21 protein-coding genes are annotated in these 20,656 nt (G+C 69.1%); 8 read left to right on the top strand and 13 right to left on the bottom strand.

The annotated features are described in order from the left end of the window. The 3 genes from GEMRO_RS0105865 to GEMRO_RS27885 all read right to left on the bottom strand — a co-directional run bounded on the left by GEMRO_RS0105865 (window position 1) and on the right by GEMRO_RS27885 (window position 3,476). The gene (locus GEMRO_RS0105865; RefSeq protein ID WP_027133258.1) at window positions 1-930 is read right to left on the bottom strand and encodes a carbohydrate ABC transporter permease; all 930 of its coding nucleotides are present in this window, start codon (window positions 928-930) and stop codon (window positions 1-3) included. Between the two features lie 77 nt (window positions 931-1,007). Continuing rightward, on the bottom strand, window positions 1,008-2,450 hold the full coding sequence (locus GEMRO_RS0105860) for an extracellular solute-binding protein (protein ID WP_027133257.1): 1,443 nt from the start codon (window positions 2,448-2,450) through the stop codon (window positions 1,008-1,010). 42 nt (window positions 2,451-2,492) lie between these two features. Beyond that, the gene (locus GEMRO_RS27885) at window positions 2,493-3,476 is read right to left on the bottom strand and encodes a sugar-binding transcriptional regulator (RefSeq protein ID WP_051328749.1); all 984 of its coding nucleotides are present in this window, start codon (window positions 3,474-3,476) and stop codon (window positions 2,493-2,495) included. Window positions 3,477-3,597: 121 nt separating this feature from the next. Here GEMRO_RS27885 and GEMRO_RS0105850 point away from each other — a divergent pair, with 121 nt between their 5' ends. Next, window positions 3,598-4,359, top strand: a complete 762-nt coding sequence (locus GEMRO_RS0105850; RefSeq protein ID WP_027133256.1) for a triose-phosphate isomerase — start codon at window positions 3,598-3,600, stop codon at window positions 4,357-4,359. Window positions 4,360-4,371: 12 nt separating this feature from the next. On the opposite strand, the gene GEMRO_RS0105845 is transcribed toward GEMRO_RS0105850, so the two are convergent. Genes GEMRO_RS0105845 through GEMRO_RS27880 form a run of 3 tightly spaced genes read right to left on the bottom strand, consistent with a single transcriptional unit; the run spans window position 4,372 to window position 6,455 of the window. Continuing rightward, complete coding sequence (locus GEMRO_RS0105845; protein ID WP_027133255.1) at window positions 4,372-4,878, bottom strand: GNAT family N-acetyltransferase; 507 nt, start codon at window positions 4,876-4,878, stop codon at window positions 4,372-4,374. A gap of 10 nt (window positions 4,879-4,888) precedes the next feature. Continuing rightward, a complete protein-coding gene (locus GEMRO_RS0105840) occupies window positions 4,889-5,515 on the bottom strand; it encodes a LysE/ArgO family amino acid transporter (protein ID WP_027133254.1) in 627 nt (208 codons plus the stop codon). Between the two features lie 19 nt (window positions 5,516-5,534). Next, window positions 5,535-6,455, bottom strand: a complete 921-nt coding sequence (locus GEMRO_RS27880) for a DMT family transporter (protein WP_084506599.1) — start codon at window positions 6,453-6,455, stop codon at window positions 5,535-5,537. Between the two features lie 50 nt (window positions 6,456-6,505). On the opposite strand from GEMRO_RS27880, the gene GEMRO_RS0105830 reads away from it, so the two are divergent. Then, window positions 6,506-7,276 (top strand): SDR family NAD(P)-dependent oxidoreductase, encoded by a 771-nt coding sequence (locus tag GEMRO_RS0105830; protein ID WP_027133253.1) that lies wholly within the window; start codon window positions 6,506-6,508, stop codon window positions 7,274-7,276. A gap of 8 nt (window positions 7,277-7,284) precedes the next feature. On the opposite strand, the gene GEMRO_RS32395 is transcribed toward GEMRO_RS0105830, so the two are convergent. The 3 genes from GEMRO_RS32395 to GEMRO_RS0105815 all read right to left on the bottom strand — a co-directional run bounded on the left by GEMRO_RS32395 (window position 7,285) and on the right by GEMRO_RS0105815 (window position 10,316). Continuing rightward, window positions 7,285-8,991, bottom strand: coding sequence for a glycoside hydrolase family 88/105 protein (locus GEMRO_RS32395; RefSeq protein WP_169728317.1), 1,707 nt, complete (start codon window positions 8,989-8,991; stop codon window positions 7,285-7,287). A gap of 186 nt (window positions 8,992-9,177) precedes the next feature. Then, window positions 9,178-9,849, bottom strand: a complete 672-nt coding sequence (locus GEMRO_RS0105820; protein ID WP_027133252.1) for a hypothetical protein — start codon at window positions 9,847-9,849, stop codon at window positions 9,178-9,180. Between the two features lie 158 nt (window positions 9,850-10,007). Beyond that, complete coding sequence (locus GEMRO_RS0105815) at window positions 10,008-10,316, bottom strand: hypothetical protein (protein WP_157505466.1); 309 nt, start codon at window positions 10,314-10,316, stop codon at window positions 10,008-10,010. Between the two features lie 153 nt (window positions 10,317-10,469). Here GEMRO_RS0105815 and GEMRO_RS0105810 point away from each other — a divergent pair, with 153 nt between their 5' ends. The 3 genes from GEMRO_RS0105810 to GEMRO_RS0105800 all read left to right on the top strand — a co-directional run bounded on the left by GEMRO_RS0105810 (window position 10,470) and on the right by GEMRO_RS0105800 (window position 13,405). After that, window positions 10,470-10,850 (top strand): helix-turn-helix domain-containing protein, encoded by a 381-nt coding sequence (locus GEMRO_RS0105810; protein ID WP_035484803.1) that lies wholly within the window; start codon window positions 10,470-10,472, stop codon window positions 10,848-10,850. Window positions 10,851-10,874: 24 nt separating this feature from the next. Beyond that, window positions 10,875-11,918, top strand: a complete 1,044-nt coding sequence (locus tag GEMRO_RS27870; protein WP_051328747.1) for a hypothetical protein — start codon at window positions 10,875-10,877, stop codon at window positions 11,916-11,918. Window positions 11,919-12,760: 842 nt separating this feature from the next. Beyond that, window positions 12,761-13,405 (top strand): sulfotransferase family protein, encoded by a 645-nt coding sequence (locus GEMRO_RS0105800; protein WP_027133249.1) that lies wholly within the window; start codon window positions 12,761-12,763, stop codon window positions 13,403-13,405. Window positions 13,406-13,420: 15 nt separating this feature from the next. Here GEMRO_RS0105800 and GEMRO_RS27865 read toward each other — a convergent pair whose 3' ends face one another. From GEMRO_RS27865 to GEMRO_RS0105780, 4 genes are read right to left on the bottom strand one after another with little or no spacing between them, the layout of a single operon-like run. After that, a complete protein-coding gene (locus GEMRO_RS27865; protein WP_051328746.1) occupies window positions 13,421-14,242 on the bottom strand; it encodes a sugar phosphate isomerase/epimerase family protein in 822 nt (273 codons plus the stop codon). Window positions 14,243-14,295: 53 nt separating this feature from the next. Then, on the bottom strand, window positions 14,296-15,168 hold the full coding sequence (locus tag GEMRO_RS0105790; RefSeq protein ID WP_051328745.1) for a carbohydrate ABC transporter permease: 873 nt from the start codon (window positions 15,166-15,168) through the stop codon (window positions 14,296-14,298). Between the two features lie 24 nt (window positions 15,169-15,192). Then, complete coding sequence (locus tag GEMRO_RS0105785) at window positions 15,193-16,146, bottom strand: carbohydrate ABC transporter permease (protein ID WP_027133247.1); 954 nt, start codon at window positions 16,144-16,146, stop codon at window positions 15,193-15,195. A gap of 41 nt (window positions 16,147-16,187) precedes the next feature. Beyond that, window positions 16,188-17,480 (bottom strand): ABC transporter substrate-binding protein, encoded by a 1,293-nt coding sequence (locus GEMRO_RS0105780; protein ID WP_027133246.1) that lies wholly within the window; start codon window positions 17,478-17,480, stop codon window positions 16,188-16,190. Window positions 17,481-17,738: 258 nt separating this feature from the next. Between GEMRO_RS0105780 and GEMRO_RS27860 the strand changes: the two genes are divergently transcribed. Genes GEMRO_RS27860 through GEMRO_RS0105765 form a run of 3 tightly spaced genes read left to right on the top strand, consistent with a single transcriptional unit; the run spans window position 17,739 to window position 20,643 of the window. Beyond that, window positions 17,739-18,836: a LacI family DNA-binding transcriptional regulator gene (locus GEMRO_RS27860; protein ID WP_157505465.1), complete on the top strand. Its 1,098-nt coding sequence runs from the start codon at window positions 17,739-17,741 to the stop codon at window positions 18,834-18,836. Continuing rightward, window positions 18,833-19,567: an SDR family oxidoreductase gene (locus tag GEMRO_RS0105770; RefSeq protein WP_027133245.1), complete on the top strand. Its 735-nt coding sequence runs from the start codon at window positions 18,833-18,835 to the stop codon at window positions 19,565-19,567. Before GEMRO_RS27860 ends, GEMRO_RS0105770 begins: the two co-directional genes overlap by 4 nt. A gap of 26 nt (window positions 19,568-19,593) precedes the next feature. Then, window positions 19,594-20,643: a hydroxyacid dehydrogenase gene (locus GEMRO_RS0105765; RefSeq protein ID WP_051328743.1), complete on the top strand. Its 1,050-nt coding sequence runs from the start codon at window positions 19,594-19,596 to the stop codon at window positions 20,641-20,643. The last annotated feature ends 13 nt before the right edge of the window (window positions 20,644-20,656 follow it).

Here is a 20,656-nt window from a genome sequence, read left to right as displayed (position 1 = left end):
TCACGCCGCCCCACGGGCGCGCTCACGCAGGCGCAGCCAGTGTTTGATGAAGATGTTGGAGAGGATGTAGGCGATCGCCCACAGGACCATCAGGACCGCGGCCGAGCGGCCCACATTGAAGTTCTGGAAGAAGTCCAGGTAGGCCATGACCTGGAACACCAGTAGCGTGTCGCCCGGCCCGCCCTGGGTCATCGCGTAGATGATGTCGAACTGCTGGATGCTGTCGAGCATCCGGAACAGGGCCGCCGTGATGATGTAGGGAGTCAGCATTGGCAGGGTGATGCGGAAGAACACGAAGCTTGCCGGCACCCCGTCCAGCTCCGCCGCCTCGAACGGTTGCTTGGGCAGGCCGCGCAGGCCCGCCAGCAGCAGGATCATCATGAACGGCGTGTAGACCCAGATGTCGACCAGCAGCACGGTGAACAGGGCGGAGGAGGGCGCGGCCGCCCAGCGGAAATTGGTGATCCCGACCTGCTGGATGAGCCAGCTCAGGATGCCGAAGTCCGGATGGGTCATCAGCTTCCACATCAAGGCCGCGATGGCCGGAGCCACCATCAGCGGCAGGAGCAGGGCGATGCTCATGATGTTGTGGAGCTTGGAGGGCCGTCGCAACAACAGGGCGATCCCCAGGCCCAGCAGCAGTTCCAGGACGACGGTCGCAAAGGTGTAGACCAGTGAGACCTGCACGGTGTGCCAGAAGGTCGTGTCGGTGAAGAGGTCGATATACTGCTGGAACCATACGAACCCGCGCAGGTAGGGCAGGTTCAGGTTGTAGCGCTGCAGGCTGTACCAGACGGCGGTGAGGAACGGCACGATGATGCCGATGCAGACCAGCAGGGCCGGCAGCGAGAGGAGATAGGGCAGCGCGGCCGTGCCGAGACGGCTCTTCCTCGGGCTGGCTGGGGGCTGGGTGGCGGTCGTGGCGGCCATACCGTTCGTCCATCAAGAACATGCAGGCGATCCCGCACCTCCGGAAAGGCGCGGGATCAATCAAGGAGAAGGCTGGATCAGCCGAGGCCGGCGGACTTCAGCTGCTTGTCGATGTTGGCGGCGAGCTCATCCAGGCCCTCGTCGACCGGGACTTCGTTGGCCACCATCTTCTGCAGGGCAGCGGCCCAGTCCGTGGTCACGGTCTGGAACAGGGGCTGCGGGGTGAAGTAGATCTTCGAGCCGGGGCTGGAGGCCTCGAACTGCTCGATATAGCCCGGATAGGACTTGGCGATCCGGGCGCGGAACTCCTCGTCCTTCCAGACGCTGGAGCGGACCGGGTTGACGAAGTCCATCTGGCGCGCGCCGAACAGGGCGTGGTCGGTGCCGGACGCCCACTGCATGAAGTACCAGGTCGCGTCCTTCTGGTTGCCGAACGTGCTCATCGCCAGCGACCAGATCCAGACGTTGGGCGTGGGCGCTTCGGCGCCCGGCTTCGGCGCGAAGGCGGAATAGGCGAGGTTGCCGGCCTCCTTGTTGTCGCCGCCGTTCATGAAGTAGCCCAGGATGTCGGCGTCGTAGATCATCGCCGAGGCACCCGCACCCAGGTCGGTGCCGACCTGGTACCAGGTGTAGGTCGCCCAGTTCTTCGGGCCGCTCTCCTGGATCATCTTCACCCAGAGATTGGTCATCTCCTTGCCGGCGTCGGAGTTCATCGCCGCCTTGAGCATCCCGTCGTCCTGGACCTCGAGGTCCTTGGCGCCGTAGTTGGCGAAGGCCGAGAGGTAGCCCGGATGGATGGTCGCCCAGGAGCGGCTGCCACGCACGCCGATGCCGTACACGCCGGCGTCGGAATCCGTGATCATCTTGGCCTGCTCGACCAGCCCCGGCAGGTCCTTTGCCGGCTCGATCTTGAGCTGGTCGAAGATGCGGCGGTTGTAGCTGATCGAGTTCAGCTCAAAGCCCCAGGGCAGCGCCCACTGCTTGGCGCCCTCGCCGCCCAGTTCTGCACCCGGCACGCCCGACCAGGCGGTCGAGGCGCGAATGCCGGGCAGCATGTCGTCCCAGTTGTAGTTGGGATTGGTCTGCTCGGGATCGGAGATATACTCGTTGAGGTCCTCGATCCAGCCGGCCGGCCCGTACTGCCAGGTCTGGTAGGCGCCGGTCATGAAGGCGTCGTACTGGGTGCTCTTGGAGGACAGGGCCGCGGCGACCTTGTCGAAATAGACGTCCTCGGGGAACACGTCGTACTTCACGTCCATGCCGGTCATGGACTTGAAGTTCTCGATGTTCGCGATCATCGCGTCGGCGTAGGGGTGCTTGTTCAGGAGCAGGTTGATGGTCTTGCCGCTGTGCTTCTTCCAGTCGAAGTCGGCGGCCTGGGCCTCGCTCATGCCCTTGTTGAGCATGTAGGCGGCCGCGGCGCCGCCCAGGCCCAGCCGGCCAAGGCGCAGGCCCATCTCGCGCCGGCTCATCCCGCCCTTGAGAAACCGGTCGATGGTGTCTTTCTGCTTCGTCGACATCCTTGGAACCTCCCTTTGTGATGGCTCGAACGAAAAGGAACGCTAACCTTCGGTCGCGCCGGCCTCGCTGATCCGGAGTGCCGTGGCCTCGTCGGTGACGAGGCGGGTGACCAGGCCGGTCGCGAGGATCGCGCGGATCGCCTGCGGCTTGCTCTTGCCGCCGGCAAGGATGACGACCTCCTTGCCCTTCAGGTCCTCGAGGTCGATCGCGATCGCGCGCGCGTCGATCTCGGCACCCACCGGCCGGCCCTTCGCGTCGAAGAACCTGCCGAGGATCTCGCCCACGGCGCCCAGGCGACGGAGCTGGTCGAGCTCCTCGCTGGTGATCATGCCGCTGGTGGTGAGGAACGAGCCGGCGGTGACCTCGCCGATCCCGGCGATCACCAGGTCGGCCTGCCTTGCCAGGTCCAGCGCATGGCGGACGCTGCGCTGGGCCATCAGCACCGCCTTGTCCTCGCTGGTGTCGGCGAAGAACGGCACCGGCAGGAAATAGGACTCCGCGCCGGTCCGCTCGCACAGGCGGTGGATCACGTCGAACGGGTTGGCGGCGGCGTTGCGGGTGAGCGAGCCCAGCAGCGAGACGAAGCGGACGTCCTCGCGCTGCTGGCGGGGCAGCCGGTCCGCCATCGCCGCCAGGGTGCGGCCGTGGCCGACCCCGATGATCCGGGCCTGGCCGGTCTCCAGCGCATAGTGCAGGACCCGGGCACCCGCGACCGCCAGCGTGTCCACCGGCAAGGGCGAGGCGCTTTCCTCCAGCATCGGGGCGACGAAGCAGCCGGTCAGGCCGAACATCCGGCACAGCCGGTCTTCCAGGGTCACGCATTCGTGCGGGGTGCCCTCGATGAACACCCGGACCAGGCCCTCGCGATGGGCCTGCGCGATCAGCCGGTTGACCTTCACGCGGCTCATCGACAGGCGCGAGGCGATCTCGTCCTGGGTCAATCCACCGATGAACGACAACCAGGCGGCCCGGGTGGCGAGGCTGTTCTCCCCGCTCGACGTCCGCCCAGCCTCCCCGCTGAACATTCGTTCGACATCCGTACGTTAGTTACGCGAGGGTGCGCCCGGTCCGAATCCATGTCAAGACGGTCGCAGGGCGTGCCCGGGCAACGGAGCCAGGCAGAGCGGGCTCGAGGAGGATGTCGTGATCGGGAAGTTCAGGGTCGGCACCGGCTGGAAGATGAACCACACGCTGGCGATGGCGCGGGACTATGCCCAGGCCCTGGCGGCGGCCGAGCGCCCGGAGGGCATCGACCTGTTCGTGCTGCCGCCGGCCACGGCGCTCACCGAGGTGGTGCGCCTGCTGGAGGGCAGCGGGGTGCGGGTCGGCGCGCAGAACGCCCACTGGGCGGAGAAGGGCGCCTGGACCGGCGAGATCTCGATGACCATGGTCGCCGATGCCGGGGCGACCCTGATCGAGCTCGGCCACTCGGAGCGGCGCGCCCATTTCGGCGAGACCGACCTGGACGTGAACCGCAAGGTCCGCGCCGCGATCGACCATGGCCTGATCCCGCTGGTCTGCGTGGGCGAGACCGGTGACGACAAGCGGCTGGGCGCCGCCATCGAGACCAATGCGCGGCAGGCGCGGATGGCGATGGCCGGCCTGAGCCATGCCGAGGCGGCCAAGGTCTGGCTGGCCTACGAGCCGGTCTGGGCGATCGGCGAGGGCGGCATCCCGGCGACGCCGGAGGATGCCAAGCCGGTCCATGCCGCGATCAAGCGGGCGGTGCTGGACCTGGTCGGCGTCGAGCCGCCGGTGCTCTATGGCGGCAGCGTCAACCCGCAGAATGCTGAAGCGCTGGCGGTGGTGCCGGAGGTGGACGGCCTGTTCGTCGGGCGCTCGGCCTGGACGGCCCAAGGGCTCCTGCAGATCGCGACCCTGGCGGCCCAGGCGCGCAAGCGGGGCTGAGCCCTCAACCCTTCAGCCCTGCGGCTCCTCCTGGCCGCCGACAGCGTCGATGCGCCTGCGGCCATGGACCCGGTAGGGCTCGAAGCCCGAGGCGCGCCAGGCGGCATCGGCGAGCTGGTTGCCGGGCTGCCAGGAGAGCTGCATCCAGCCGACCCGGCGCGCGCGGAACCAGCTTTCGGCATGGGCCAGGAGTGCCTGGGCGACGCCGTGGCGGCGGTGGTCCGGGGCCACGTAGACATGGCCGACATGGCCCACATGCCAGATCGGCGATTCCCGCACGAACGGCCGCTCCAGCCGCCCGGTGAGGTAGCCGGCCGGGCGGGAATCGCGCAGGGCGATCACGCCCAGATGGTCGGAGGGCAGCGGCAGGGTCATCTCGCGCTCGACCACCTCCCGGCGCATCTGGGCGTCCTGGAAGTAGGGGTCGCCGGTGGCCTTGAGATCGGCGAAGAAGTCCAGCGTCCAGCGGACCATCAGCTCGTGGTCGGCGGCGCACAGGTCGCGGATGGTGATCGTCATGGCCAACGACCTAGCCCCGCCAGGCCGACAGGGCGAGGGGGGCGGCGATGGCGAACATCACCAGGGCGATCAGGAGGTCCAGGACCCGCCAGGCGGCCGGGCGGGCGAACAACGGCGTCAGGGCGCGGGCGCCGAAGCCCAGCGCCAGGAACCAGGCGAACGAGGCGGCGGCCGCGCCGGCGCCGAACGCCAGCCGCTCGATGCCGGGGAACTGCGCGGAGATCCCGCCCAGCAGGACCACGGTGTCCAGGTAGACATGCGGGTTCAGCCAGGTGAAGGCGGCGGCGGTGGCGAGCGCGCGCCCAAGCGTGGCGGGCAGGCCGTTCTCGGCGGCCAGAGCCTGGGGGTGCAGGGCGCGGCGCAGGGCGGCCAGGCCGTACCAGGCCAGGAAGGCGGCCCCGCCGGCCGCGACCAGCCGCAAGAGGCCGGGCTGGCCGGCGATCAGGGTGCCAAGCCCCAGGCAGCCGGCGGCGATCAACAAGGCGTCGGAGACCGCGCAGAGCAGCACCACCGGCAGCACGAAGCGGCGGGCCAGGCCGCAGCGCAGGACAAAGGCGTTCTGGGCGCCGATCGCGACGATCAGGCCGAGGCCCAGGGCCAGGCCCTGCAGGGCCGGGGCCAGCAGTGGAAAAGACATGACCACCTGTCGGATGATTTCAGCGGGCGACGATGCGGAGCGGGCGGCGGCGGATGGCGCCACCCATCGCCAGCCAGACGCCGATGGCCGCCGAGAGCATGCCCGCCATCGACAGCGGCGTGAAGGTCTCGCCCAGGACCGGCCAGGCCAGGGCGGCAGCCCCGCCCGGGACCAGGAACAGCAGGCTGGTGACCCTGGCCGCCTCGCCCTTGCGGATCATCAAATTCATCAGGCTGACCGCGATCAGCGAGTTGCCGATCACCAGATAGGCCATCACCCCGGCAAAGCTGGGGGTGAGGTTCACCATCGGGGTCTCCACCAGCAGCGCCATGGAGACGCTGAAGGTGGCGGCGGCCAAGTACTGCACGGCGCCGCCGCTCCAAAGGTCGAAGACCGGGCAGAACCGCTTCTGGACCAGGGTGCCCACGGTCGCCGCCAGGACGGCGCCGGCGCAAAAGCCGGCCCCGGCGGCGGTGCCCAGGCCCAGGGACAGCTTGTTCCAGATCACCAGGGTGACGCCGGAAAAGCCCAGCACCAGGCCCAGCCACTGGGCGGGCCGCACCCGCTCGCCCAGAAGCGGCAGGGCCACGCAGGCGGTGATCACCGGCTGCAGCGCATTGATCAGGGCGGCGGTGCCGGCCCCGATCCCCTGGTCGAACGCCAGGTAGCCGCAAACGAAATAGACGCCCTGGCTGAGCAGGCCGACCAGCGCCACCCAGGCGAGCTGGCGGCCCCTGGGCCAGGTGGCGCGCATCAGGAACGCGATCAGCACGAACAGCCCGGCGGCCAGCACGAAGCGGATCGCCACCAGGGTGATCGGCGTGCTGTCGACGATGCCGATGCGTGCGGCGACATAGCCACCGCTCCACAGGAACAGGAACACGAACGGCGCTGCCCGCTCGACCACTCCGTCGCGATCCGTCACCGTTCCACCCGCCATCTGCTCCGGTGGGGGCGGGTGTAGGCAATCCGAAGGCGGGAGGCGAGGCCATGCGCGGGCTGAACGGGAAACGGGCGGTGGTCACCGGGGCGGCGACCGGGATCGGGCGGGCCATCGCGGTCCGGCTGGCGGCGGAAGGCGTGCAGGTGGCGGTGCTCCATCACGGCCAGGCCGAGCTGGCCGGCCAGGTGGTGAGCGAGCTGGCGCCGGCAAGCGGCGCGCATCTGGCGATCGACGCCGATGTCGCCAGCGAGGCCGCGCTGGAGAATGCCTTCGCCCAGATCCGCCAGGCGTTCGGCGGGCTGGAGCTGGCGGTGGCGAACGCCGCGACCAAGCGGATCAACGACCCGTCCGACTATCCGGCGGCCGCCTGGGACGAGGTTCACGCAGTCAACCTGCGCGGCGCCTATCTCACCGCCCGGGCCTACCTGCGCCAGCGGACCGGGCAGGCCGGCGCCATCCTGTTCGTGTCCTCGGTCCACGAGATCACGCCGCTGGAAGAGGATATCGGCTATGCCGCGTCCAAGGCCGGCCTGGCCGGGGTGACGCGCACTCTGGCGCTGGCCCAGGCGCGCCATGGCGTGCGGGTCAACAACCTGGCGCCGGGGGGCGTGCTGACCCCGATGAACCCGACCTGGACCGAGGGCTCGGCGGTGCTGGCCGAGTTCGAGGCCGCGGTGCCGCTCGGGCGGGCGGCCAGGCCCGAGGAGATGGCTTCGGTGGCGGCGTTCCTGCTGTCCGACGAGGCATCCTACGTCACCGGGCAGACCCTGGTCGCCGATGGCGGGGTGATGTGGGGTCCGACCCGTGGCGGGCGCTGAACCATGGCTTAGTCGCTCCTGTCCGGCACATAGGTTGGGGCGGAAGTGAGCAGGACACGGTCGATGCCGGTGCCTCCTTCCCGGTTGGCGAGCTCGATCGTGTGCGGGCCGGCGGCGAGGGCCAGAACAACCAGGCGGGCATATCCGATGCCCGTCCGCAGCGGCTCCCAGAACAGCGTTTCGCCATGGGGCCGCGCATCCCATAGCTGCCAGCTTCCCGCGTCGACCCGGACCCATAACGAGTTCCTTGCCAGGGACGGCGCGAGGAAGCGGCCCCAGAGCCGGTACTTGCCGGCCTTGGCCAGCTGGATATGGATCAGGTCCCGGCCAGCCGCGGCGACTGATGCCAAGCTGTTGGTCCCGGCCGGCGCCGCGACCAGCGTGACGCCTGCTTGGTTCGGGAAAGCTACCATGTGCAAGGGAGCGGTGACCTTGCCAGCCTCGGCCTGGACGTGGATCCGCACCGATCCTGGGGGCGGCTGGCGCAGGCTGGACTCGTACATCGCCAGGAAGGCGCCCAGGCCTTGGAGAGCGTCGTCGACGATGGAGGCCGAGTTCAGGTAATCGGCCGGACCGGCACCGATGCCGGTGCCGCGGACTGCACCGGCAAGCGTTGCCCGAAATATTCCCGTTTCCGGAACAAAGTTGAGACTGACCTGCTCGGTCACGGCCTGGAGGCCCATCGCGGCCAGGTGGAAATCCGGCAATCGAAGTCCGAATGCTGCGACCGCTCGCCCGATGACGTAGCTGTGCATGGCCGAACAGGAGGTCTCGACGAAGTTTGCGAGCGGCCCGCCCGCCGTCTGGATCACGTCCGGTCCATCCATGACCTGCCGCCAGCCATATTCGGTCGCGGACTGGTGAGCCCGGTATCCCTTCATCAGGGACACGAGGCGGTTGAGCAGGGCGGTGCGGTGCGGGTGACCTTGCGGCAGCGCTTCCAGGACTGCGACCAGGCTCAGCCCGTACCAGCCGGCGGCCCGACACCAGAGGACAGGCGAGTGGCGGGGGGCCGGTAGTCTCGCCCAGGCAAAGTCGCGGTCCTGGTCGTAGGCGTGCCAGATCAGCCCGGTCTCCGGGTCCTGCAGATGGCGGCCATAGATCTCCATTTGGCGGGCAGCCTCGTCGCGGCCGGTGGTCCCGTCGGCGGGGAACAGCCGGCCGTACTCCACCAGGAAGGGCGCGAACATGAAGGTGCCGTCCGCCCAGATCACGTTCGAGGCGAACCGGCTGTTCGGATCGTCGCGATGCCAGAACGCCCCGTCCATGGTGCGCGGCCAGTCCTTCAGCCGCTGGCGGATCGTCTCTGCCGCCAGCCGGTAGCGCTGCTCGCCGGTCAGCCGCCAGAGCTGCAGGAGCACCCGGCCGGGCATCAGGTTGTCCAGGGTGCTCAAATCCACGGAAGCACCTCCGGGGGCCTGCACGATCCGCCCGTCCGGCTCGACATGCCGGGCACCCCACTGCTTCAGGTGGGTGAGCAGGCGCGGGTCCCGGGTTCGTTCGTAAACCAGCCCGATGCCGTGGAGATAGAAACCCTGGGTGTAGTGCCAAGCCCGGCTGGCGCCGGAGAACGGCTTGCCCTGCTCGTTGGTCAGGGCGGCCCTGGCGACCTCCAGGCTCCAGTCGACCGGCGCCGCCTGGGCGGCGCCGGCCCCGACCATGCCTATTGCCAGCCCCACTGCCAAGCCGAGCAGCCGGACCAACGACAAGGGCATGGACACTTCGACCTCCTGGCTCCGCCGCCGGAGCATGTTGATGGGCAATCCGCCATCCTACCCCGACCGGCGGCGTTCCATCATAAAGATTGCGAAAATTCGGAGCGGATGATGCGGCTTCTCCCGGGGCGCTCGTAACTTTCGTGGGCAACGGCATGGCGAAGCCTGCCGGGTTCGTTCGGTCAGTCATGCCACGCGGCATCCGCGCCTGATCGCCGCCCATCGTCGGCGCTGCCGGCGATTGGGCAAGGGGGGCGGCCGCTCGGGTTCGTTCGGGCAATGCGGCCGACCCGCCGCAGAGCGCACGGGAAAGAGGATCGGGTCGGGTTCCACCGCACGGGCACGCGGCCTGCTTCCGGGTTCGTTCGTGCCGGAATTACCGTTGTTCCCGGGTTCGTTCGGGCGGTCGGGCTTCAAGGGCTCGGGTTCGTTCGTGCAGACCGTGGATGGAGCGGCCGGCCGGCTGGCCTGGAGCTCCGCCAGCGCGCGCCGGAGGGCGCGCTCCACGCCAGGGCGGTAGCGGAGCAGGGTGGCGAGCGGCCGGTGATCGCCCGCCTGGACCCTGGGCCAGATCCGCGCCTCCAGCCGGTCGAGCTGCTGGCTTTGCCAGAACGCGATGGCCAGGCGGCGGCAGGCGTCGTGCTCGGCAGGTTCGCGCGGCCGAAAGCGCTGGCCGATCCCGGCTTCCAGCCGGGCGAAGCGCTCGGCATCGTCCGGCGCCAGCTGGAAGCTCCTGGCGCGCAGGCCGTGGGTGCGGGCGTTCTGCGCCGAGCGGCGGCGGCCTTCCGGGGTGCGCGGCCCGCGCGAGCGGGCGCCGTTGCGGCGGGAGGCTTCGGCCTGGGCGGCGGTGCGGGGCATGGTCGGGCTCCTCGGGCGGGCAGGTCGCCGGAGGATAAAAGGGTTAGGTCGTTGGACCTAGGAAAATAGGCATAAGACGGGGCCTGCCTTGCCAGTGCTGCAATGGATAGGCCTAGTGGATGGCGTGCCAAGAACCTTTCTGCGCGATGCCGCTCCAGTCATCGGGCGGCGTGGCGGCTGGCCCGGATGGCGGCCAGGCCAGCGGCGAACGCCAGCAGGCGAAGCACCTGGGCGAACACCACCCTCGCCTCCAGGACCTGCTTCTCGAGCGGCCGATGGTCGACGAGCCTGGGGACATCGACCCGCAGCGACGCGGACCTGCCGTGCGCCACGAGCCGCGCATCGGCCGGGATGTTCTCGCCCAGCCAGTGCTGCAACTGCTCGACGGTCCGTCCCGCAAACTCGACATCGAGATGACCGGGCTCACGGGGGTCCTTGGGTGCGATTTGCGCCGGTTCCACCGTCATCGTAGGCATGGCGCCCCATGATGTGGCTGCGGCCGATCGGGAGGTGCGGGCCCTGCTTGGGCAGGGCGGTTCTTGAGGCCGACATGTACCAGCGTAGGGGGCAAGGCGCTCGCGGAGCTTGATGAACGATGATGTGTTGCATATATAGGCAACATGCAACATGGAGAACCAACAGCCCGGACGGGCAGCTTCGGCTCCTATGTCCGTCGCCTGCGGGAAGAGCGGGCGGCGGAGGGGGCGGGATTTTCGCTTCGCCAGGTGGCGGGGCGCTGCCAGATCACGCCGGCCTATCTGTCGCGGGTCGAGCGGGACGAGGTGGCGCCGCCCGGGGAGGAGGCCCTGCTCCGGCTCGCGCAGGATCTGGGCGAGGATCCCGACGTGATGCTGGCGGCGGCCGGTAAGATCTCGGCCGACCTGCGCGCGGCGATCCTGGCCCGGCCGCTTTTGTTCGCGGAGCTGATCCGGGCGATCAAGACCATGCCCGACCATGCGGTGCTGCGCATCGTGCGGGAGGTGCGCGACGGCGATTGGTGATCCCCCATACGATGAGGATATGCGATGCCCACGCTCGAGCATGACCAACTCGTCTTCCGCTTCCCGCAGACCGAGCCGGAGGCGAGCTTCTCCATCGGCTTCCAGCGCACGCTGCGGATTCCGGACACCGAGCGGACCTATGACCTCCCGCCCGGGCTGGGCCCGTTTCCACTGCGCCATGCGGACGACCATGCCGGCAGGCTGCCAGAACAGGTCGGCGCGCGCGGCGGGGTGATCCTGCCGATCTGGCAGGCCGAGGCGATGTGGCTGGACTTCACCAACCGGGGCCCGGCCTTCGGCCCCGCCTTCCCGGTGGCGGTCAAGGTCGCGGCCGGCAAGATCAATGCGGTGACCGGCGAGGCCTGGCGGCCCGGGCTGCACCGCGAACCGCAGGACTACATGGTCTCGCCCGAGCAGCCCTGGCTGGACGGGTTCGCCATCGAGCCGGGCGTCGTCCGGCAGTTCGTCGCCATGGAACTCGGCGAGGGCTATTCGGCCGAAGAGCAGCTGACCGGCCGGGCGGAATGGGGCGGCCTGCAGATCGTGGTGGCCCCGCTCAAGGCAGAGGTCTGGCAGGAAAGACGGCGGGAGTGGGAGGAGGAAGAGGACAGGCTCTACCTGCGCTGTCCGGACAGCTCGCTGCCCTCGGCATGCATCGCCATGGAAATGGCCATGGCCGCGGGCGGCAGGATGCGGCAGGTGATCCATCCAGACCCGTTCAAGCTGGACGACTGGGACCTCGCCCAGGCGGAGCGGGTGTTCGTCACCCTCCTGCACGCCAAGGACTGGAAGCCGGTCACCGGGGAGGCGGCGCCCAACCATCCGCCCTCCGCCCAGGACTACGCCCGGGCCGGGCTGCCCTGGTTCGCGCATTACGGCCGGGACCAGGCGGCGCTGCCGGGCGGTGTGCCGCTGAAGCGGGTCAAGTCGCTGGCCAAGCTGTTCAAGGAGAAGACGGGGGCCTGCCTGCCGGGCTCGCAGGACGTCGCGACCGGTGTGCCCGTGAAGCTCGGCCCGGGCGCCGACGGCCCGCGGCCGGTGCGCACGGCCAGTTCCTGGGATGGCTGAGCCGGCCGGCCCCGCGTGCCGGCCGGAGGCGGCCACCCTGGCGCCGGAACCGAAGCAGGGCGCGCCGGCTGCCCGGATCGTGCATCGGATCCGGGCAAGGCCCAGGATCCAAGCGAGGGCCGACCATGGCTATCCGCTGAAGGGGGCGCTGCTCTGGAGCAGGCAGCGATCGATCGGCCCCGACCGCCTGGGCGACAAGGGGCTGCCGCCCGGCCCTTTGTCCTCGGCACTGTCCAGACGCCGCTCGGGCCGCTCTGCCTGATCGGCATGTGCCTGCCCTGGTCAGCTTCCCATGTCGTCACCCGAGGGAAGGGCCGGGGTCGGTGGCAGGATCAGGCCTTCCTGGATGGCCTGTCGGGCATCCTTGCCCGGAGGCACCCTCCGACGCGGTGACGCCAGCCAAGCCATTCCGCCCGCGCCGGTATCCACGCCCGTCGGGACATAGCCCGGACGGGCGTGGCCTGAGCGGGCCCGGGCGGCGGGATGCGGGATCGGCGGAACGTGGACCTATCGCCTGCCCCGGGATGGGCGGATCGCGGTCCTGGCAGGGCGGCTGGCGGGGCCTGGCGGCGCGCGATGCATCTGAAAACGGCCGGCCGCCGTAGTCCCTGACCCTGACCTTCAGCCGGCCGCTCGCCGAGCCGTGTCTGGACGGACGCCAGGGAATTCTTGCCAATCGACAGCCCGGTATGCACAACTGTCCCTTTGTACAGGCTTTTTCCGGCAGTTCCGACCATCCCCATCCCGGCAGGGAGGAGATGTTCATCAGGCTCCGGACGAAATTCATGCGAGAACAAGTGATAATGTAGAAATGGCCCAAGAATAAATGCTGGAACGATGTCATGTCTCTTAAAATCATCGGTTCAGGATTCAGCAGAACCGGAACATTGCAAGTCAAGATGGCGCTGGAGCAGCTGGGCTTTGGCCCCTGCCACCACATGACGGAACTTCTCGGCGATCCGAAGCAGCTCAGGTGCTGGCAGGCCCTGGCGGCGGGCGAGGATGCCGACTGGGACCAGGTGTTCGACGGCTACACCGCGCAGATCGACTGGCCGGGGGCGGCGGCTTGGTATGAGCTGTCCATGGCGTTTCCGCGGGCCAAGGTGATCCACACCGAGCGGCCGGCGGAGGAATGGTGGAACAGTTTCCGCGCCACCACCGGCAAGCTGCTGGCTGTCCATCCCACGATCCCGATGAGCCAGCACGGGCGCCGGGTCATGGCGATGCTGGAGCAGTGGATCGTCGAGCCTTTGTTCGGCGGCGACCCGCTCGATCGCGAGCGCGCGATCACCGCCTACCAGCGCAACAACCAGCGGGTCCGCGACCTGGTCCGCGCCGACCGCCTGCTGGTGCTCAGCCCGGGCGATGGCTGGGACCCGCTCTGCCGCTTTCTCCAGGTCCCGCCGCCCGGCACGCCGTTTCCGCGCAGCCATGCGCGCGCCGAGTTCTGGGCGCCCTATGGCGGCGAGCCGGCCCTGGCCGGCTGAGACCGGCCCGGATCCTCAGAAGCCGCTGTCCTGCATCAGCCCGCGCAGGAACGCGATGTCGGCGCGCAGGTAGGGCAGGACGTCGTCGCCCATGCGCTGCCCCTTGCCGGCGGGGCTGCTGTACTCGGCCGGCAGGCAGAAGGCGCCGGCATAGGAGATGTTCTTCAAAGCGGCGACCAGCTCCCGCCAGGAATAGCCGGCATGCTGGTGGGTGGTCCAATGGACCTTGTAGACCGCCTCGTCCTCGGGCCCGTTCACCCGGTGGTGGAAGGCGCTCTTGAAGTTGACCAGGCCGTTGAGCCGGTCCTTCACGATGTCGACCGCCATGGCGACCGGCTCGCCGTCCACCGCGCAATGCGCCATGTCGAGCACCGCGCAGACCTGCCCGGGGTCGTATTTCCCGATCATGTGCAGGAGGCCCACGGCGCTGCCGACATGGACGCCGTAATGGTTCTGCACGCCGATCGCGACGCCGCAGCGCTCCAGCGCCGGGAGCAGGGCGTCGAACTTGCGGCGATAGGCGTCGACCGAGGCCAGGTATCCCACCGAGAGATCGATCGGCGCGCAGATCCGGATGATCCGCACTCCTGCCTCGCCGCAGGCCTCGATGGTGCGCTCGTCGGTCTCGCCGGCGATGCTCACGATCTTGAGGCCGCGCTCGCCCAGGATCCGGGCGGCCTCGGGCAGGCCGCGCCCGACATCCTGCGGCTCGACCTGGTAGCCCGGGCGGACCGCCAGCTCGACCCCGTCCAGGCCGAGGGAAGCGAGCTTGTCCGCGAGCGCCGGCAAAGGCTCGGTCCAGGGCTTGGTGAAGACGGTCAGGGGCGTGCCGGGCATGGCGGGGGCCTTCTTGGTGGGAGGGAGGATGTTGCGCGTCCGGGGCGAAGCGGTCAGCCTTTCAGGCCGCTGCTCGCGATGCCGTCGATCAGGCGGCGCTGGAACACGAAGAACACGATGAAGAGCGGGACCAGGGAGAGGACCGACATCGCCAGCATCGGGCCCCAGGCGGAGACGCCGGTCGAGGCCATGAACAGCCGCAGCCCCTGGGGCACGGTGTAGAGGTCCATGGAGCTGAGATAGACCAGCGGGGTGAGGAAGTCCTCGTAGGTCCAAAGAAACGAGAACACCGCGGTGGTCACCAGGGCCGGGGTCAGGAGCGGCAGGATGATCGACCAGTAGATCCGGATCGGGCCGGCGCCGTCGATCCGGGCGGCCTCGTCCAGGTCGCGCGGGATGCTGCGGATGAACTGCACCATCAGGAAGATGAAGAACGCATCCACCGCCAGGAACTTCGGCACCACGATCGGCAGGAAGGTGTTCACCCAGCCGATCTTCTGGAACAGGATGTATTGCGGGATCAGCGTCGCGTGCAGCGGCAGCATGATGGTCATCAGCATCAGCGCGAACAGGGTGCGCTTGAACGCGAAGTCCAGCCTGGCGAACGCATAGGCGACCATGGAGCAGGACAAGGCGTTGCCGATCACCGCCAGGGTCGAGACGATGAAGGAATTGGTGAAGAACACGCTGAACGGCAGGGCGGCACCGCGCCAGCCGTCCGGGTAGTTCTCCAGCCGCAGCTTGGACGGCCACAGGCCCGGATCGGCGAAGATCAGGTTGGAGGGCTTCAGCGAGCTGCTGAACAGCCAGAGCAGCGGATAGATCATCAGGAACGCGCCGGCGCACAGCGCCAGGTGCATCAGGATGCGGCGCGGCCGGAGGATGATCCGGCGGCCGGGGCTGCCGGCCGGGAGCGTAGCGGTCATGGCGGAGATCCCCTTCGGTCCGGTTCAGCGCGATTCGTCGCCGTAATGCACCCAGTAGCGGGCCGACATGAACGCCAGGCCGGTGGTGGTGCCGATGATGGCCACCAGCACCCAGGCCATCGCCGAGGCGTAGCCCATCTGGAAGTTCGTGAAGCCCTGCTCGTAGAGATAGAGGGTGTAGAACAGCGTGGAGTCGGCGGGGCCGCCGGTGCCGTTGCTGATGATGAAGGACGGCGTGAACGCCTGGAACGAGTTGATCAGCTGCATCACGAAGTTGAAGAAGATGATCGGGGTGAGCAGCGGCAGGGTGACGTTCAGGAACTTGCGCCACGGCCCAGCCCCGTCCACGGCGGCGGCGTCGTAGAGCTCCTGCGGGATCTGCTTCAGCCCGGCCAGGAAGATCACCATGGGCGAGCCGAACTGCCAGATCGACAGGGTGACCAGCGTGTAGAGCGCGTAGACCGGGTTGGAGATCCAGCTGGGCCCGTCGATGCCGAACTGCAGGAGGAACTCGTTGACGATGCCGTCATAGGCGAACAGCTGCCGCCACATGATGGCGATGGCGACGCTGCCGCCCAGCAGGGAGGGCAGGTAGTAGACCGAGCGGTAGAAGCCCAGGCCCGACAGGCCGCGGTTCAGCACCAGCGCCACGCCCAGGGCGAAGGCCAGCTTCAGCGGCACCGACAGGGCCACGTAGGTGAAGGTCACCTTCAGGGCCTGGTAGTAGCGCGCGTCCTCGAAGAACAGGCGCTGGTAGTTCGCCAGCCCGGCCCAGACCGGGGCGGTGAACAGGTCGTAATTGGTGAGCGACAGATAAAGGGAGGCCAGGATCGGGCCCAGCGTCAGGACCAGGATCCCGCAGACCCACGGCGCCAGGAACAGAAAGGCGACGCCGTTCTGCCTGGTCGAGACGCCGCTCCGTTTCCTGCCGCGCCCGAGCGGCGGCGCGAATACCGGATTTGCTTTGACGCTAGCCAAGACCCTGACCCCCTATCTGTCGCCGCTGCGATCCGCCGGCCTCAGAGGCGCGGCTTCGCTTCCGAGATGAACTGCTCGGCGGCCTGCATCGGGGTGAGCTGGCCGAACGCCACGCCCTCGTTGGCCCGGCGCAGCATCCCGCTCATGCCGGTGACGCCCGGATAGCGCGGCGGGGCCGGGTCCTTCTGGAGCACCTCGAGGTAGTCGACGATCTTGCGGTCGGCCTCGCTGCCTTCCTTCGCCAGCGCCTCGCGGCCGGCGCTGGAGGCCGGCACCATGCCGCTCTGGCGGTAGTAGAGCTCGATCCCCTTGGGGTCGAAATGCATGAAGCGGATGATGTCGATGATCCGGTCCTTGTGGGGCGACTGGGACCAGACGGCGGTGGAGTTGCCGGCATAGCTGTAGTGGTGCTGCTTCATGTCGCCGCCCTCGAAGCCATTGGGCAGCAGGTGCAGGACCAGCTCGTCCGAAACCAGCGCCTGGAAGCCCGCGAAGCTGTCGGTGAGCGTGATGTTCATCGCCGCGCGGCCGTTCACCAGCCCGCTGGTGCTGGGATCGTCGCTGGAGGCCAGGGCCTGGACGTCGCCCGGGGGCACGCCGCCCCGATCGCGCAGGTCCTGCCAGTAGGCGTACCAGCGCGCCAGATCCTCCGGCTCGAAGCCGAACTGGTGGTCGGGCGTGAACATCGACTTGCCCATGCTGCGCAGGAAGATGTCGCAGGGGATGTAGTTGCCGCCGGCATCCTCCAGGCCCCAGAAGCGCGGGCCCAGCGCCTCGGTCAGCTGGACCGCGACGTCGGCCAGGGCCTCCCAGGTGAACATCGGCGGGGGCAGCTCGATCCCGGCCTCCTGGAACGAGGCCAGGTTGGTGATGATCGCCGGGGCGATCGCGTCGTTGGGGATGGCGTAGAGCTGGCCGTCGAAGGTCGAGGCCTTGATGCCGCCATCGGCATAGTCGGCCAGGTTGATCGGGTCCGGCACGTACTCGTCCAGCGAGGTGACCACGCCGCGCTGCGCATACTCGGCGAGCAGGTCGACATTGACGCTGAACATGTCGGGCGCGTTGCCGCCGGCGGCCTCGGTGGCGAGCTTGTCGGTGAACGCGCTGAAGCTGGTGAACTCCGGCACGATCTCCACGCCCGGGTTCTGGGCCATGTAGGCCTCCAGGACCGCGATGGTCTGCTTCAGCTGCTCCTGCGATTCGACGAAGCCGCCAAAGCGGATCCGCGCCTGGTCCTGGGCGGATGCCGAGGGGATCCAGCGCGACATCATCGCGCCGCCCGCGAGCAGCACCGCCGCCCGTCCCAGTCCACGCCTGCTGATCGCCTTGGCCATTCTTGCCTCCCTGTTCCGTGCGTTCTGGCTCGCAACTCGTGATTGGAAGAACGTAACACAAGAATTTACCGGCCGGCTACCTAAAAAATTTCCTTTTATTTCAGTGTTTTAGATCATTTCGACGTTCAGGCGCCAACGCTGTTGACGCAATTTTAGTCGATCGTTACACCAAGACGGGACAGCGGACGTGGCCAAGGCCGCCGGGTAGAACGAGGGCGTGCAGGCCGCCGGGGAGGCGGATGGAAACGGGAGGTGCTGTTGGCGGGAATCCATGACGTCGCACGGGCGGCGGGCGTGTCGGCGAGCACGGTGTCCAACGTGCTCAACGGCCGCGACCACCGGATGCGCCCGGAAACCAAGGCGCGCGTCCTGGCAGCGATCAAGTCCTTGAGCTACCTGCCGAACGTCTCGGCCCAGCAGCTGAAGTCCGGGCACAGCAGCGCCATCGGCCTGATCGTCCCGTCCACCTCCAACCCGTTCTGGGGTGCGGTCGCCCACCAGGTCGAGCGCGCCGCGCTGGCGCTGGGCTACAAGGTGCTGATCTGCAACGCCGAAAGGGAGCCGGCCGCCGAGGTCCGCTATGCCGAGACCCTGCTGGCCTCGGGCGTGCGTGGCGTCATCCTGGGCTCGGCGCCCATGTCGTTCGAGCATTTCCAGGGCCTGGCCGAGCGCGGCATGGTGGTCGCCGCCTTCGACCGGCGCAGCGCCGGCGCGGAGAGCGTGGTCGCCTGCAGCGTCACCATGGACCAGGAGCTGGCCGGCGCGCTTGCGACCCAGCACCTGATCGGCCTGGGCCACCGGCGGATCGCCTTCATCTCCGGGCCGATCGCCACCAGCAGCCGGATCGGCCGGCTGGCCGGGATCAAGACCGCGCTGGCCAGAGCCGGGATCCCGTTCGACCCGAGCCTGGTCTGGCAGGGCCGGGGGATCAGCGGCTTTGGCGACACCGAGGGCTCGCAGCTCGGCCGGGTCGCCATCCGCGAGCTGCTCAGCCGCGACGACCGCCCGACCGCCGCCATCACCGTCAACGACATGTACGCGTTCGGCGCCTATGCGGGCGCCCGCGACCTGGGCTTCCGGATCCCCGACGACCTCTCGATTGTGGGCTTCGACGACATCGTGCTCTCGGAGATCGTGCAGCCGGCGCTCACCACGATCCGCCAGCCGATCGCCACCATGGCCGAGGCCATCGTCGCCCGCCTGATCCGCGGCGTGGAGGGCGAGGCGGCCGAGGAGGGGGCCGAGGCGCATCTCGAGATCAAGGCGGAGCTGATCGTGCGCGCCTCGACCGCTCCGGCACCCACGGCGCAGCGCCGCTTCGACCAACGCGACGAACCAGCGAGGATGACCAGGTGACTTCTGACCTTTCCGGCCGCACGGTCCTGGTGGCCGGCGCCAGCAGCGGCATGGGCCTGGCGATCGGGACCGCCGCGGCGCGCGCGGGTGCTGGCCTGGTGCTGCTGGCGCGGCGGGAAGCCGCGCTCGCCGAGGCTGTCCAGGCCGTGCGCGCCGCTGCCCCGTCCGCGGACGTGACCATGATCGTGGCCGACGCGGCCGATGCCGCCGGCCTCGCCCAGGCGCTGGAGCGCCATGCCCAGGCGCTGCGGCGGGTCGACACCCTGGTCAACTCGGTCGGCTGCAACATCGTCGAGCGCGCCTTCGACCAGCTCACCCCCCAAAGCTGGGCAGGGATGCTGGCCAGCAACCTCGATGCCGCCTTCAACCTGACCCAGGCGGTGCTGCCGGCGATGCGCGAGCGCCGGGACGGGCTGGTGATCCACATCGCCTCCACCGCCGCCCGCAAGGCGGACCGCTCCGGCGCTGCCTACCAGGCGGCCAAGGCCGGCGTGGTGGCGCTCACCCATGCGGTCATGGAGGAGGAGCGCGAGAACGGCATCCGGATGACCGCGATCATGCCCGGGATGACCGACACGCCGCTGCTCGACCGCCGTCCGACCCCCATCCCGGCGGAGGCGCGCGCCGCCGCCCTGCAGCCCGAGGACATCGCGGCCGCCTGCCTGTTCGTCATGGGCCTGCCGGCCCGGGCGCACGTGGCGGAGATCCTGATGCAGCCGCGCAAGAACTGAACCGATCGCCCAGGAGGCCGAAAATCATGCAGACCGTCGATGCCGCACGCGCCGACGACCAACGCCGCGTGGCCGAACCCACCGTCGCCCTGCTGCTGACGCCCGAGGTCCGCGCCATGATGCTCTCCCCTGAGGCGGAGGAGCGCCTGCGCTCGTTCGCCCGGGTGGTGGAGCCGGAGGGCGGCCAGCTCACGCCGGAGACGATGCCCGCGCTGCTCCAGGGCGCGCAGGTGGCGCTGACCGGCTGGAAGACCCCGCCGATCACCGAGGAGCTTCTGGCAGCCCATCCGGATTTGCAGCTCGTGGCCCACTCGGCGGGGAGCATCCGCCAGCTGGTGCCGGCCGACGCCATCGAGCGCGGCCGCCTGCGGGTCAGCCATGCCGCAATCTGCATTGCCGAGGCGGTGGCCGAGTTCGTGCTGGCGCAGACCTTCATGCATCTGCGCCGGCCGCATCTCCAGGACGAGGCGATGAAGGCCGGGCAGGAGTGGTTCACGATCCGCAAGACCATGCTCGGCCGGCTCTTGGGCAACCTCACGGTCGGGATCGTGGGGGCGGGCTATGTCGGCCGGCTGGTGATCGGGCTGTTCCGGGCGTTCCGGGCGCGCGTCCTGGTGGCCGACCCGTTCCTTTCCGAGCAGCGCGCAAAGGAGCTGGGGGTGGAGATCGCGTCCCTGGACGAGCTGATGCGCCAGAGCGATGTCGTGTCGCTGCATGCGCCGGTCCTGCCGGAGACCCGCCACATGATCGGCGCTGCGCAGCTGGACCTGCTGCGGGACGGCGCCCTGTTCATCAACACCGCCCGCTCGCCGCTGGTCGACCAGGAGGCGCTGCTGGCCGCGCTGCGCACCGGCCGGTTCACCGCGGCCCTCGACGTGTTCGACACCGAGCCCCTGCCGGGCGACAGCCCGTTCCGCTCGGTGCCGAACGCGATCCTTTCCCCCCATTCCGCCGGCCACACCTCCGACACCTACCGCCGCCAGGGCGACGTGGCGGTCGAGGAAACCGGCCGGTTCCTTTCCGGCAGCGCCCTGCGTCACGAGGTGACCCGGGCGATGCTGAGCACCATGGCATAGCACGAGGCGCAGA

This window comes from Geminicoccus roseus DSM 18922, assembly GCF_000427665.1.
Classification (GTDB): Bacteria; Pseudomonadota; Alphaproteobacteria; order Geminicoccales; family Geminicoccaceae; genus Geminicoccus; species Geminicoccus roseus.
Note: the sequence above shows the minus strand (reverse complement) of the source record. Positions and strands in the feature narration are given on the sequence as shown.